The organism is Stenomitos rutilans (genome assembly GCF_059505485.1).
The window spans coordinates 106185-121276 of record NZ_JCACKR010000031.1 but is presented as its reverse complement, the minus strand read 5'-3'; the positions used below and the strand labels follow the sequence as shown (position 1 = coordinate 121276).

The following is a 15092-nucleotide window of genomic DNA, read 5'->3' as shown; positions in this document are numbered from 1 at the left end:
AGTGCTTTATTGGACACTCTTCTCCCTTAACTCCCTGAATTACCTATTGAGCCTTTGCTTATTGATGCTCATTTAGCAGAGCCAACAGGCAGCGGCGTGTTTCCAGCCATCCTTGTGGTTCAAGAAATTTGGGGCGTGAATGCTCACATTCGCCACGTCACAGAACGCTTGGCGAGAGAAGGTTACGTGGCGATCGCACCTGCCATCTTTCAACGCAGCGCCCCTGGCTTTGAAGGCAACTACGATGCCGATACGACAGTCCTTGGACGCAAATATAAGGATGCCACGACAGCCGATGAGTTATTGAGCGACATGCAAGCTGCGATCGCCTATCTCAGAACACTCCCCAAAGTGAAAGGAGACGCGATCGGCGCGATCGGCTTCTGCTTTGGTGGGCACGTGGTCTACCTGGCAGCCACCCTGCCCGACATCAAAGCCACAGCTTCCTTCTATGGCGGCGGCATTGCTACCATGACACCTGGTGGTGGCGCACCCACAATCACTCGCACTTCAGATATTCACGGCACCTTCTATGCCTTCTTTGGCACCGCCGATCCTCTCATTCCTGTCGAGCAAATTGATCAAATCGAAGCGGCCCTTCAGAAATGTCATATTGATCATCGCTTTTTCCGCTATCTCACCGGACACGGCTTTTTCTGCGATCAACGCACCGATTACAGCCCCGAAGCTGCTGCCAATGCCTGGGATAAGGTGAAAGAATTGTTTGGGCGAGTGTTGAAGGATGAGGGATGAAGGATGAAGGCTAAAGCTGCCTACTCCCTACTTCCCCTTTTGCCTTCCGCCTCCTGCCTCCTGCCCACTTCCTCAACTCAAAACTTAAAACTCAAAACTTAAAACTCCCTGACGCTGCGGATTATAGTAAGAAAGCTGACTACGATCGCGTCTCTCATGGAAGCTAAACCAACTCGTCCAGCGAATGAGTCCTTTTCAATGGAGGACTTTGAGAAAGCGCTGGAGCACCATAACTATGAATTTCAGCCAGGGCAAATGATTTTGGGTAAAGCGGTCAATTACGAAATTGATGGCATTTACGTCGATATTGGTGCCAAGTCCCTTGCCTTTCTGCCCGCGAATGAAGCCAGTCTAAAAGGAGTGACCGACCCATCCGCGATCGTGCCCCTTCACGAAGAGCGCGAGTTTCTCATCATCCGCGAACAGGACGCCGATGGGCAAGTAACCCTTTCGCTGAAGCAACTAGAAATTAAGCAAGCCTGGGATCGCTTAGCCGAGGCGCAGGAGAGTAACCAGAGCTATCAAGTTAGGGTTACGGGGGTTAATAAGGGTGGCGTGACTGTCGATATCCAAGGGCTACGGGGGTTCATTCCGCGATCGCACCTGGTTGAGCGTGAAGATTTAGAAGCGCTTAAAGGCACCACCCTCAGCGCCAGTATTTTAGAACTTGACCAAACCCGCGATAAGCTCGTGCTGTCTAACCGCCTTGCCACTCGCACTGCTAGCTTTAGCCAGCTCGAAATCGGTCAGTTGGTCGATGGCAAAGTTGCTAGCATCAAACCCTTTGGGGTCTTCGTCGAATTTGGTGGCACCACTGGCCTGCTCCACATCAACCAGATCAGCAAAAACTACGTCCAGTCTCTAGCAGGTTTGTTTCAAGTGGGGCAACCCATCAAAGCGATCATTGCTGACCTTGACGAAGGCAGAGGCAGAATTTCTCTTTCCACCAAAGTGCTCGAAAACTTTCCTGGCGAAATGCTGGAAAAACCAGCCGATGTCATGGCAGAAGCCGAAGCGCGTCAGGAACGAGCGAGAAAAACCATTCTGGGAGAGTGAGGAGAGAGGGTACCGAGGAAGCGGGGGAGCAGAGGAAGCAGGAGGAGCGGAGGAAGGAAAGCTAAAAGCTCAAGGCTGACTATTAACCGTTCTACCAACTCAAAGCTTCTCCGACCTTCCTTGCTTCCCCGGCCTCCCCTGCTCCCTTCCTTCACCCTCACCCCTCACCCCTCTCCTCCATGCTTACCGTCTGGGAACTCGATTTCTACTCTCGTCCGATCGTGGATGAGAACAACAAAAAAGTGTGGGAAGTGCTGCTTTGCGAAAGTCCTTTGACGATCAATCATCAGCCAGAGTCGTTATTTCGCTATGCCGAATTTTGCTCCAGCGCTGAAGTGAACTCGGTGCGGTTGAAGAATATCATTGAAGCCGCGATCGCCCAGGCTCCCAACCGACCAGACAAAATTCGCTTCTTTCGGCAGGCAATGAATAACATGATTGCCAAAGCCTGCAAAGAACTCGACATTGAGGCACAGCTAAGTCAGCGGACGTTTGTACTCAACCAATGGCTCCAGCAACGGTTACAGGAAGTCTACCCTGCTATGCCTGGGTTTCAGCCGGGGACCAATCCCTCGGTGAGCTTTGCCAAAACGCCGCCACAGCCATTACCCGATGCCTTGCTAGGAGAAAAATGGCAGTTTGTCACGCTGCCAGCCAGTGCGCTTGATGAGATGAATGAATGGGCGATCGACTTTGGTGAAGCCTTTCCGCTTGGCTTGGCAGCGCTTGCACCAGAGAGCCAGGTGCCAGGACTGTTGATTTTTTCGACGCGTGCCACACCCCTCGCGGCATGGATGTCAGGCTTAGAGGTAGCTGGGGTCAAGCTAGATAGTGACTACCCCACCCGCTTGTTGCTGGAGACAGGGTTGAGCGATCGCTGGAATCTTGCTAGTCTTGCCAATGCTCCGGCACAGAAGGAAGCACAGGCGTTTGAAGCGGCAAAGCAACAGGCGAATGGGGTACACTTCCTCGCGGTGCAAGCTGATCCCAACACGGAAGCCTTCGCTGGATTTTGGCTATTACAGACGGTCAACTTAGCGTAAAGTGATCCTTAGTGGTTGCATTCAGCCGCGCCTGCATCTCCATCTAGCTGAAAGCTGACTGTTGAAATCGTTGGCTTTTAGTGGTTAATTGCTAGACGATGCTGACCGCTGATTGCTGACCGCTGATTCCTCCCTGTTCGCTCACACACTATGGGTTCCGACGACTTGCAACACGAAACCTCAGCAGAGCAACTGCTGGAATTAGCTGCCAAGTCAGGGGCAGAAGCGGCAGAAGTCCTGCAATCGCGATCGCTGGCGTACCCTGTTTTTTTTGAAGCAAATCGGCTTAAACAATTAGAAAGCGCTCAGGCAGAAGGCACGGCGCTACGGCTCTGGCGGGGTGGTTGCCCCGGTTTGGCGGTTGCTTATGGTCCTGTTGAGCCACAGGCATTGGTCGATCGAGCCATTGCACTCAGCCAGTTAAATGATCCAGAAGCGATCGAACTGGCGAGTGCCGCTCGTACTCAGTACCCCGATCTGGGAGAAGCCGTACCAGTAGAACAATTAGTTGCCTGGGGAAGAGAGGCGATCTCGGTCATCCGTAAGACAAACGCTGACTTGATCTGCACCGCTGAATGGGAATGTGAAGCCGAAACAACCCGCCTGCTCAATTCCAACGGCCTGGATTGCGGCTACACCGACACAACCCTTAGCTGCTACCTCTCAGCAGAATGGGTGCGCGGTGATGATTTTCTCTGCATTTCAGATGGGCAAACGCAGCGGGGTAGCCTCGATCCGGTGGCCTTGGCGCAGCAAATTTTGCAGCGCTTAGAGTGGGCAAACGGCAACACGCAATCACCAACCGGACGGATGCCTATTTTATTTACCTCGAAGGCTGCCGATATGCTGTGGGGGACAGTACAGTCCGCACTCAGCGGCAAACAGGTTATTGAAGGAGCTTCTCCCTGGAGCGATCGCCTCAATGAACTGGTGACCTCCGAAGGCTTAACCCTGTCGCAACAGCCAGATGTAGGCCCCTTTAGCTGCCCTTTTGATGACGAAGGCACTCCCACACGCACCATCACCTTCATCGATCGCGGGGTGCTGCAACTTTTCTATACCGATTTCACCACAGGACGATTGCTCGGTAGCGGCACGACAGGCAATGGCTTTCGCCCCGGCTTAGGCAGCTATCCCACACCTGGCCTTTTCAACATTTTGGTGGAGCCTGCGGGCAAGGCAGCGACAGGTAGATCGCTTCCAGATCTGATCGCCACACTCAATGATGGACTTATCATCGACCAGATGTTAGGCGGCGGAGCAGGCATATCGGGCGAATTTTCGATCAACGTTGACCTTGGCTACCGTGTGAAAAACGGCGAAGTGATCGGTCGTGTAAAAGATACGATGGTTTCCGGTAATGTCTACACAGCCTTGAAGCAGTTGCTTGCTCTCGGTGGCGATGCCGAATGGAACGGCTCCTGCTACACACCGTCCCTCATTGTGGACGGGCTTTCGGTAACTGGGCGAAGCTAAGCTTTAAACTTTAGACTAGAAGCTATGGCTATCAGGCGGGCTGGTGCTTCAGCACCGAGAAGTCTCGACTTCAGTCTACTCACATTGAGTACAAAGCATAGGAATGGTTATGAGCGTTGCAGGCATGTACATTCAACGGTGGCGTTATTGGCTCTTAGTGATCGCCGTGATCGTGACCGTCAGCACACTCTCTGCCTGCCAACCTCAAACCCTGAAGAGTCAGGCAGCACGCATTCCCCAACTGGTCATCAGCACCACTACAGATCCGAAAACCTTCAACTACGCACTCAACAACTCTGTGCCCAATGTCTTCTCTTTCACGTTTGATGGGTTGGTGGATGAGCACGGCATCACGGCAGACATTGTCCCGGCACTGGCGGAATCCTGGCAGATTTCAGCGGATAAAAAACACATTACGTTTACCCTGCGGGAAGGCATGAAATGGTCAGATGGGCAGCCACTCACGGCAGATGATGTGCTGTTCACATACAAGGATGTCTACTTGAATGAAGCCATTCCTACAGATGTAAGAGACGGGCTGCGCATTGGCAATAAAAAGCTCCTTCCAGAGGTGAAAAAGCTAGACGATCGCCGCATTGAGTTCATTTTGCCCGAACCCTCTTCACCTTTTGTACGGGCCATGACCGCCAAGATTTTGCCTGCCCATCGCCTCCGTCAAACCGTCTTCACCAAAGGGTCAGATGGCAATCCCCGCTTCCTTACCACGTGGGGCACCGATACCCCGCCTGCTGATGTCGTCACAAACGGCCCCTACACGATCGAGAGCTACATCAACAGCCAACGCGTGGTCTACCGTCGAAATCCCTACTACTGGCGCAAGGGTGCTCAGGGCGAATCGCTGCCCTATATTGAGCGCATCATCTGGCAAGTGGTTGAGAATAGTGACGGGCGCATGTTGCGGTTTCGCTCTGGCGATTTAGACATGGCTGGCTTGCGCCCCGAAGATTTCTCGCTGCTCAAGCGCGAGGAGCAGCGAGGAAAATTTGCCATTCTCAACGGAGGGCCAACCTCCGGGACAACCTTTATTGCGTTTAACTTAAACCGTGCCACCAATAAAGACGGGAAGCCATTTGTTGACTCCATCAAATCGAGTTGGTTCAACACAAAAGCATTTCGGCAAGCGGTAGCCTACGCCCTCGATCGCCAGAGCATTATCAACAACTTGTTTCGCGGCATTGGCGAACTACAAAACTCACCCATTTCGGTGCAAAGTCCCTACTTCTTATCGCCACAGCAGGGGTTGAAAGTCTATGAATACAATCCCAAAAAAGCGAAGGAACTGCTGGTTGGTGCTGGCTTTAAGTACGATGCTAGAGGGCAACTGTTTGACGCAGAGAGTCACCGCGTTCGCTTTACGATGATTTTGCCCGCTGGAAGCCGCTCCAGTCAGCAGTTCGCGGCTCAAATGCAGCAAGACCTCAAGGCCATTGGCATTCAGCTTGACCTGAACCCAGTTGACTTTAACGTAATGGTGGAGAGTGTGGGTAATCGAAATTGGGAGTGCTACTTTATTAGCTACACAGGTGGCGTTGAACCCAATGATGGTTCCAACTACTGGGTGAGTTCTGGCACGTCACACGACTTTAACCAGGGGCCAAACGTTGGTGCACCACCGATCAAAAACTGGGCCGTGTCTGATTGGGAACAGGACATCGATCGCTTATTCGTCGCTGGAGCCAGAGAATACGACGAGAACAAGCGCAAACAAATTTATGCCGACTTTCAGCGCATTGTTCAAGAGCAGCTACCCGTCATTCATCTGGTCACACCCACTGCTCTCTCCGCGATCCGCGATCGGGTCAAGGGAGTGCAGTTCTCTGGCCTAGACACCCGTGGCTCCCTCTGGAACGTCTACGAACTTAAAGTAGCTGATAACTAAGAACAACTAAGCTTAATGCACCCTTGATTTAGGGTTGCTTAAGGACACCCTCTACCAGTGCTGGCATTGTAAGGGCCATCTTCTGTGCGAATAGCGCCCAAAATCGTTGCGACAATCACACAACGGTTAGTGGCTGTCCCTGTAGCGTTTCCGCGTGAGACGGTGATCACATACACTGAAGAATTTGTGAGCTGCGCTGACGGCACCAAAGGAGGCATCGCAATAGCGCCATTGCCGTCAAAAATCAAACTAGGGAAACTGCTTGCAGGGTTTGATGTGGTGCCATTAACTGCCAGCTTTAATGTCCCCACATTCACATTACCGTTGCCCAGTAGAGTCCAGGCATTACTGCTACTGACAATTCCCACCGTATCCCGATTGCTAACATCCTCAGAATTACTGGGAATGAAAGGAACATTAGCGATCCTGGGTTTACTGGGTGCACTCATATCAAACACCACCGCTCTCGGCGCACGAGTACTCCTAGCACTACTTTGCGCCACCCGAAGCGTCTGCACAATCTGTTCACGCGCAGCAGAAACCCGCTGACGGCTCAAAATCGTATCCCAGCCAGGAGCCGCGATTGCAAACAACACGCCAATGACAATAATGACCACCAGCATCTCAATGAGGGTAAACCCCCCCATCGATCGCTTTAAGCGACTTCGCTGCTTCATCGTCGTTCTCCTCCGGGTAGACAGACTACTATTTAGGACTCTTGTTGATGATGCCGCGTGTCAGCACCCGCGTCTGCAACGGAAACGCCTGACTTTCAATGGCTCCGCTGGGTAGTGAGGTTCTCAACGGGAAGCCCGCTCGTCCCTGCACATTCCCAGCCAGGAATAACTGCACCTCCTGATTCACGCTCTGCTCCGCATCTGCTGCGCCATAGGTTTTTCCACGGATGCACGCATAGAAGCTCCGGATATTGTTAAAAGGACTTTTAGGCGTAATTTTGCTGTTTGACGCACAAACAGGTATAACAGGCAAGAGTCCGTCATCCACATAATCGACCAGCACAGCCGAGTTTGAAGTCAGTGTCGTGTCGGCTGGACGAGCTGTTTGGGCATTTGCCACAACCGCATTACCACCAGCATCGGTCGTCAACTGAAAAGGCCACTGCTGGAAGCTAGAGTTTGGTGATGACAATGGATCAACGTAGCCTGTATTGGTTTGTGATCCAGTCGTCGCAGTCCCTATAAACTGAGGTAACTGATAACGCACAATCCGTGCTCGTCCCTGCCAGACATCCGTTGTGCTAGTGTCCTCGTAGAGGGCATACACCACCAGGGTATAACTTCTACCGGAAAGACACGGCACGCCCTGTACAGCGGCTGGCAAGGTTGTATCATCCAAGCTGGTTGCATTCGTCGCGCAGGCTTGCAGCAACCCTTGGGGCAGCGGATCGGCGCGCCAAAAGGCAAGTACAGGAATCGGCGTATAGGCGGTATTAGCTGTGCTTAGACCGGACGGGATGTAATTTAGTAACCCAGGACACTCTGTCGTGTAGTTAGTAGCGGTGATCGTTGCCGTGCCTTGGAGACAATCGCCATCATAGACAAACACCGCTTCTCGGAGTTCCTGGCTGATGTAATTCATGGCAGCCTGCATATCTCGCTGAGTTTCGCTGCGGGCTGAATCCCGCTGGTTCACGTCTACCAACTGCACCACTAGCGCAAGCAAGCTCACAGTAATAATGCCGCCGATGAACATTGCCACCAATAGCTCAATCAGGGTAAAGCCAGCCTGCTGCCGCTTTCTATAGGCAGCCCAGAGCCGTTTCAAACGCGCGATAACGTGTGGTCTAGCCATGATTTCACCGTTTAGCAGAGAATCGAGCTTGAAGATCAATACGAACAGGCAGCAGTGGTGCCACCGTTCTGAATGCAAAGCTGACCGAGCGATCGACTGGAGTCGTTACGAGCCATTTTGGAGTAGAGGACTGCCATCGGTCGGCGCTTACCGCCCGCAATATCCAATGGCCCTGTCCCCATCCGAAGCGAGGCTTTCGTTGTATCGAGGGGCAGAAATGCCTGTGGTGGCGGATAGTAGGCATAAACCCGAACTCCCATCTCAAACGAGAATGGCACGCTGGTTGCTGTAATGGCAGGGGGCGTGGGGGCATACCCAGGTGTCCGGAAGACCTGCATCACGTACTCTGGTGTACAATCGCCATCCACATCTACCCGAATGAGGTCGGTCACGCCAACTGGAGTTGTGCCGGGATAGGTATTGCAGGAAGCTGTAGAGTAAAGCAGGCCACCTGTGGGGCTACCCGTCGCTGCGCCAAAGGAACTAATATTGCTGGCACTGTTAATGGCACCTGTAGTTCCCGGTAGGTCATTCAACGCGTAGGTACCACGTTCGACGAGGAGGCGCACTCGATCGAGTTCGCCCTGCGCCACCTGGTTTGCTTTTTCCACCTTACGAGATTGGATGCGGCTGGCGGTGGCAAGCATGATCGGGGGCGTGATAGCAACAACCGTCAACGTAATGATAACGATCGCCACCAAGCATTCGATCAGCGTTAGCCCTTGCTCTGATGCCTGCGATCGACGACCTTGCTGATAGTTGCGGCTAGTGATGAGACCCAACGCGATCGCAGGGCGCAAACCTCGCCTGCTAGACCCACTCAAATGGGTTGAACGAACATGCATATCAGGATGCTCCAGAACGGGTAGACGACGGCAGAACTAAGATGGACATTTGGCATCAGGGAAGAGAGCATTCGGTAGGGCAAGGCAGAGGTTCCGAATATACGGATCGTTGGCGGCAGGCTCCTGGTAGAACTCGTTGCGATCTTTCGTCGCTGTGACAAAGCGTGCTGCTGCTGGCCCCGCAGGAGACTTCTGCAACGCAACATCGTATCCCCAAAGACGGGCAGGCGGGCTATAGTACGAAATCCGCTCGTTGCCTGATGTTGGCGTGGTACCAGGCTCCCAGACCTGTTGGTCAAAGGGCCCCGTAGCGTAGTTGCTAAAGCTGAGCTGCAAGAAGGAACCAGCAAACCAGAGCCGATCCCAATCTTCCAGGAACCGAGGGAAGTTGTGTAACCCCCCGTAGGACTGGCCGTTTTTAGAGGGAATCAGACCGCTAACCACAATCGTGTTAACGCGAGTATTCTCAGCATTTGGCCTAGTTCGATCAGTGCTTGCAATGTTGTAGTAAGCACCATTCACTGGCGCACTGGAGTAAGGGGTAGGTGCTAGCGGCTTACCGCTCAAAGGAGACGAACCAGTCGTGATAGCTGGCAAGATAAGGGTGTTTGGTGTCCGCGCAGTGGTTTGCACTTGCAGCGCCAACCCCTCACCATTCCGCGACACCTTGATAGGCGTAAAGATATCGTAGGGGTTTTCCCGTTGCCAGCCCCAGTTGCCACCCGTACCGCCTGGAAGATCAACGCTCGGACGGTTTTGGTTTAGGAAGCTGGTAATGCCACCGTTCGTGCAGCCGCGTCCATAGAGGGCACTTGTATTCACCGTTGTCGTTGTGTAAACGCTGGCTCCCCCACTGTTGCCGGTACTGACTCGGTACGGATAGTAGCCTGTCGGGAAGTTAAAGCCGGAGTCTGTTTTTGTCCGTCCCTCATAGGTGTTGGCACTGAGCGAAGCGCCACTGCTACCCGCTGTCATGAAACTATCGAGGGCACTGCCATCACAGAAGGTATCAGAGATAATTGAAATGGCATCTGCCAGCAGCTCAGACGGTCGCCAACGATCGCCATCTCGATCGGCAAAGTCATTTTCGCGGGTTTGACGATTGTAAAAGTCGGTCTCGCTGTAGCTTCCGTTCGGTAGTTGCTCTTTAAACTCTTCCAGCCGGGGTGCAGTGTTGTCATCTTCACCGCCTGACTGATGGAGATTAAAGTTCCCCATGATGTAAAGCGGATTATCGGTAAAGAAGGAGAGCCCACGAATGTTATCTTGAGCCGGAACGTTAGTACTGGAATGGCGCTTAAGCTGAGACCCGTTGCGTAAACGGAAGCCATAGGGACGACGATCGGGGTCAGGCACCCCATCAACCTGCTTCAACGATACCTCTGTACCCGTGACAACAGCGGGATCGGCTGGCGAATTGGGGTTGGTGACGTTGGTATATGTGCCAGAGGCAGGACGATTGATCGCATCTTCCCGCACGGCATCTTCCCGGAAGGCGTACACAATGCCACTGATGGGCAACCAGACCTCACTAGAGGCACCACCCGCCAACGTTGCAGTGGAGCTAATTTTTGTGCGGCGCAACATCCCCAGGTCAATGTCGGTCACTCGCACTGGCATCCATTCCCGTCCGTTGAACAGTGCTCGATCAAGGAACGGAATCACCGCTGTCGTTCCGGTTACCGCCGTACCATTGGGTGCTGTAATCCGGTTTGGTGGCGTGTTTTGCACGGGTGGGCTGGCTGGCAGAGTCGTAATGGGCAACTGCCAGGTGTTGTTGTTTGTGATCGAGAAGGGGTTGCTAAAGCCTGTGGACGGCAACTTGCGAGGCTTGAGCGCCAGCCTTGCAACCGATAGATCGGCAAGCGGATTGCCAAACGTCTTGTATTGGTAAGCGAGTGTATTTGCACTCTTCAGATCCTTGAATTTGATCGGATCAATGACCGTAGTCGTTGAGGGATCCATATCAACGACATACCCAAAGTCTTCCCCCTTCGCAATAATGGGTGGTGTTAAGGTATCGACAGGCTTGTAGACAACCGATGCGTTTGCTGTATTAATGTACGGGTCAGTAATGTAGGGTTCTGCCCAGGGCTGTAGTGCAGCTGGAAGAATGTTGCTGGCAGAGACAGTCGGGGGGGTTCCAATAAACGTAGAGGCAACCAGCGGGTAGGAAAGTTGCCCATCCGGTTGTCGATGGTCAACATCATCTTCCCAGTTTGTGGCAGCAGCACCGCTATTATCCTTACTATTACCAATGCCAACGCCATCCGCAGGGATAGCAGTTCCTAGCGTTGCTGGCGGTACCGGAACTGTAACGCCACCGATGTCTTCAACGGCACCTTTATGTCCATGCTCCACCTCTGGGAAGAGGTAATAGAGCGAGGGCCACTTTGGTGCAATGGAAGCAGCTAAATAAGGATAGCCATTGTCATTGATCGATGGAGCTGCCGTATAAGGTTTGGTAGGATCGTCATACTTGTTCAGGTTCGTTTGAAGAGCTGATGGGCCTACTTTAAAAGCAAAAGCAGAGGTCAGGCTGAGGCTAAGGATTGTCTTGCGCTGTGTGTCTTGGGAGTAGATAGAAACTGCACCTAGACTACCGTCTACCTTCGGAATATAGTTCAGCAACGCACCAGGCGAATTTGGAGTGACAAAATTTCCAGCAACATTTCCTGCCTCAAGACCATTTCGAGCCGGAAACCCAACATCACCAGGGTAGTCGCGCACGGCACCTGGAGGAATCACGGTGCCGCACAATCTAGACAGTGCTAACCGCGAAATCGAAACGGTTGGATCTGCTTCAAAAAAGGTTGGTGCGCCTGGAGTGGCATTCACAGGCTGAGCAAGCGCTCTCACGCCCTGTGCGCCCGTTTGCTTGCCGATCGTGTCATTAATGGCAAACAGGTTTGGATCGCACGCCGATGACCACAGGTTCAATTTGCCCTGGATCTGCGCGACATAAGGGTTGTAGTTCCAGGTATTGGCAGCGGGGGAGGGGCGGAAGCCAAAGGTGCGATCGCGACGAGCTTGGAAATAGGTGAAGATTAGTTCGGCAAGGCGATAGCGAGGATCGTTGTTCGGGTTAATGCTAGGGTTGGAAGCCGCGATGTATTCCCGCAGTTTACCGAGATAGGCCTCTGCAGGGACACGATCGTAGTCCCGCGCATCGTAGTTAGCCGCCGTAAAGGTACCGTTTGGATCATAGTTGTAAGTCGCCAAGCGCCCTTTTGGCAGAACTTCAAAGTTATTTGCCGATTCATTGACCGACCCATCCATCAGCTTGTACAGGTCGCCAACCAGCGTGGTCATAATGGGCGACCCCTGACCCGGACGAACAATATCGTTTTTGAAGTTAGATGGATCAAAGCGCTGCACGCGATCGACGTTGTACGCCAACATCCCAAGCGTGCAGGAAGCGGTGTGGAGATAGGTTTTGTCTGCGATACTGAGGCTGCCATAGCCAACCGCATTCAAGCGCGCGAGCGTCCGTCGCAGATTAGAGAAATTCCCCCACATGGAGAATTCTGGATCAGGGTGGATCTGGCCTGCCTCTTGTGTGGGCGGAAAGGCTCCTGTCTGGTCATCACTAATATGGTCGCCTGCAAACTGTGCCAAGTTTTGCAGCGCAATGCGGAGCGGACTGCTGGCATTGGCAATATCGGTCAAGAACGTTTCTTTGTCGCCACCAGGGGAATCAAACTCCCAACCGTCGGTGCCACGACCATTGAAGAAATCGGTAAGGAGAGCGGTGTCGATCGTGCTGGGAGTGTTGTTATTGGCAGGGTTTGTGTTTGTTGCCGTGCTGTCCACAAACACGGAGGGTACAAAGTTCAGTGATTGCTGGAGCGTGAGCGGAGAACCGGGATGCACCACGCTTGCTGTACAGGCAACCGGGTAGTCTTTATCCACATCAAAGTGGTAAACCGCTGTGCTTTGCACCGCCGATAGATTGTCACGCAACGCCCGACGCTGACGCGCCTCGTGGCTGATGTTGGCTGGTGAATGAGGCGGATAGAGTGGATCACCCTCGTTGTCGCTGATGTCTGGGTCGATCGTGCTAGGGTCGGTTGAGCTAACGAACGCATTAGCAGCGGTACGGGCACGTAATTGACGATAGTCGTTGTCACCGATCGTGTAGGCCGTATTGGTGCCTGAAGGCAACGTCGGTGCAGGTGCAGGATTTTGTAAGTAGAGTTGCTCGGCTGCATCAGTGGTCACTGAAGCGGGTCGATCTTGTGGTGTAACCCATCCAAACGGATTGCCTAGTTCTAAACGCTGCCCCACCAAAATCCGCAAACCCTGGAAGCGTGCGCGGCGTTCCCAGTAACCATCCAAACCCACGTTGGGAGTATCACTGGGCTTCGTTGCGTTTGAGTCGTCCTGGGCTGTCAGGGTCGAGGCAGCGGTGACGGGAATGGCCGATGATGTCGAAACATCGTCCGTGGGTGAAATCAAGTCACCACTCGTCTTCCCACCAGCAATCTTCACCTGATCGCTATATTTCTGCTTTGGACCGTAGCGATCGTCGGCTCGATAAGTGTCATCAACATAGGGTGCAGTTTCAGTGCGGTTAAAGATCCGCTTTTTCAGCGTGCTGGAGTCGTAAGCTGCCCGGTGAATGCTGCGATTATTAGTGTTGGCTCTAGATTTATAGCTGTTGTCTGTTTGAATCTTCTCCGGGTCAATGGACACGTTAAAGGGATCGCTACCACTAACCGAGTGAGTACTGTTATTCAGCGTCTGTTTGCTGCTAGCCGCGTTAAAGTTTTGGTTCCAAATATAAACAAGGCTGCCGCCACCGTAATTATTGGAGCTGACCAACCCACTGACCACCTGCCCCTGAAAATCTTGTCCGTTGTTCGCAGTGGGAGTAACATCGGTGACGGTAATTTCAGATGAAGATTCGTACCACAGGCATGAGTAGGGAGAGCTAATGAGGTAAGCGCTGAAGCTGCCGCCACCGATAATCAGGTTGCCTTCCGTGTGCATGGCACCATTCCATTGAAATGGTGGACCTGGGAAAATCTCCAGGTCATTGCGGAACCAGGCTCCCCATTTGTTGCCCCGGTTCAATACCCGGTCTTGCTGAAACTCCAACGTGGCAAAATTGCTTGAGCCGCCCTTAGCGACGTTATCAGGCAACACGAACGCATCTACCTGGAAGTTTCGACGCAGAGTAGCGGTATTTGTGTTGTCTTGATACCAGCCACTTTCAACGCTAGAACCACTACTAGAAGCACCCCGACACCCTGCTGCGCTGGGAGAGTTGCTCAGTGGGCCTGTACGAGCGTAAGGCACGGGCGATCGGTCAGTACCCGCAATCCCTTTGGCTTTGTCTGAATCACTCAAAGCTACGAGCCGCTGCCAACCCTGAGTGACGTTTGTTCCGGTTCCTGTGTTTGGTGGAATCGTCAGGGAGATCGAGTAGGCGATCGTGGCATCAAAGTTGCCATCGCCATCCGTATCTGCCCGAAAGCCCCAAGCGTTGTCGGGCGTACCATCACCATTGCTGTCGAGCCGTCCACCCCAATTTTTCTCATCGGGTAATGTGTAGGGATCGTTACCACCAAGAAGCAGTTGCGCCGCTTTTTGGCCGTTAATCATGGTGGTGCCATCGTTCAGCAGCATAGAGGCTAGAAAGTCGGATGACGGCACGCCACCAGGAAACCGACTATCTTTCGTGGAGTCGAAGAGAAATTCGACTTTGGCGCGGGCACGATCGATCGCAGGGGTTGCCGCGTTGTAAATCACACGGTTCTGCGTTTCATTGATGGTACGCGCACTGGTGTTAAAGGCACGATAGCTCAGGGCACCGGCCGTTAAAGACACCACCAAGATGAGTAACACGGTGGTTGGTAACACAAAGCCCGCGGCGGGTCGCGTTCTGCGATTGACAATCAGGGCAGCTCGCAACAGCCATGCAACGAGTGCTCGACTCATGTTTCGGGAGAGGCGGGCAATTTGCCTAAAAAGAGTTTGGACAGCCCTGGCTAATTTACGGTCTGACATGATAGCTGCTTCCTGCGACGACGGCGAGAGATTTGTAGACTGAACTCACAAAGTGATCAAATGGGCACTACAGAAGGCAGAGGGAGGATGCTCTGCAACGGTATAACAAGATAGTTGTGTTAGTTAAACGCTTACTAAATTCTGCTCGTTTCTGATGTAGATGCTCACTGTGCTAACAGTTCAAACAGCCTGTAA

General features: G+C 52.9%; 9 protein-coding genes. 5 read left to right on the top strand and 4 right to left on the bottom strand.

Features of this window, described 5'->3' with window-relative positions:
* Positions 1-54 precede the first annotated feature (54 nt).
* The 5 genes from AC5JLP_RS04965 to AC5JLP_RS04945 all read left to right on the top strand — a co-directional run bounded on the left by AC5JLP_RS04965 (position 55) and on the right by AC5JLP_RS04945 (position 6228).
* On the top strand, positions 55-753 hold the full coding sequence (locus AC5JLP_RS04965) for a dienelactone hydrolase family protein (protein ID WP_496066804.1): 699 nt from the start codon (positions 55-57) through the stop codon (positions 751-753).
* A 156-nt stretch (positions 754-909) separates the two neighbouring features.
* Positions 910-1809, top strand: a complete 900-nt coding sequence (locus AC5JLP_RS04960) for a S1 RNA-binding domain-containing protein (RefSeq protein ID WP_496066803.1) — start codon at positions 910-912, stop codon at positions 1807-1809.
* 179 nt (positions 1810-1988) lie between these two features.
* Positions 1989-2852, top strand: coding sequence for a Tab2/Atab2 family RNA-binding protein (locus tag AC5JLP_RS04955; protein WP_496066802.1), 864 nt, complete (start codon positions 1989-1991; stop codon positions 2850-2852).
* Between the two features lie 150 nt (positions 2853-3002).
* Positions 3003-4328: a TldD/PmbA family protein gene (locus AC5JLP_RS04950; RefSeq protein ID WP_496066801.1), complete on the top strand. Its 1326-nt coding sequence runs from the start codon at positions 3003-3005 to the stop codon at positions 4326-4328.
* A 109-nt stretch (positions 4329-4437) separates the two neighbouring features.
* Positions 4438-6228, top strand: a complete 1791-nt coding sequence (locus AC5JLP_RS04945) for an ABC transporter substrate-binding protein (protein ID WP_496066800.1) — start codon at positions 4438-4440, stop codon at positions 6226-6228.
* A 38-nt stretch (positions 6229-6266) separates the two neighbouring features.
* Here AC5JLP_RS04945 and AC5JLP_RS04940 read toward each other — a convergent pair whose 3' ends face one another.
* The 4 genes from AC5JLP_RS04940 to hpsA are packed head-to-tail and all read right to left on the bottom strand — an operon-like array spanning position 6267 to position 14897.
* Positions 6267-6905 carry a prepilin-type N-terminal cleavage/methylation domain-containing protein gene (locus AC5JLP_RS04940; protein WP_496066799.1) on the bottom strand — a complete coding sequence of 213 codons (639 nt, stop codon included), beginning with the start codon at positions 6903-6905 and terminating at the stop codon, positions 6267-6269.
* A 28-nt stretch (positions 6906-6933) separates the two neighbouring features.
* Entirely contained in the window at positions 6934-8040 is a 1107-nt protein-coding gene (locus AC5JLP_RS04935) for a prepilin-type N-terminal cleavage/methylation domain-containing protein (protein ID WP_496066798.1), read from the bottom strand.
* A gap of 35 nt (positions 8041-8075) precedes the next feature.
* Positions 8076-8885 (bottom strand): type IV pilus modification PilV family protein, encoded by an 810-nt coding sequence (locus AC5JLP_RS04930; protein ID WP_496066797.1) that lies wholly within the window; start codon positions 8883-8885, stop codon positions 8076-8078.
* A 36-nt stretch (positions 8886-8921) separates the two neighbouring features.
* Positions 8922-14897, bottom strand: a complete 5976-nt coding sequence (gene hpsA, locus AC5JLP_RS04925; protein ID WP_496066796.1) for a hormogonium polysaccharide biosynthesis protein HpsA — start codon at positions 14895-14897, stop codon at positions 8922-8924.
* Positions 14898-15092: the final 195 nt, after the last annotated feature.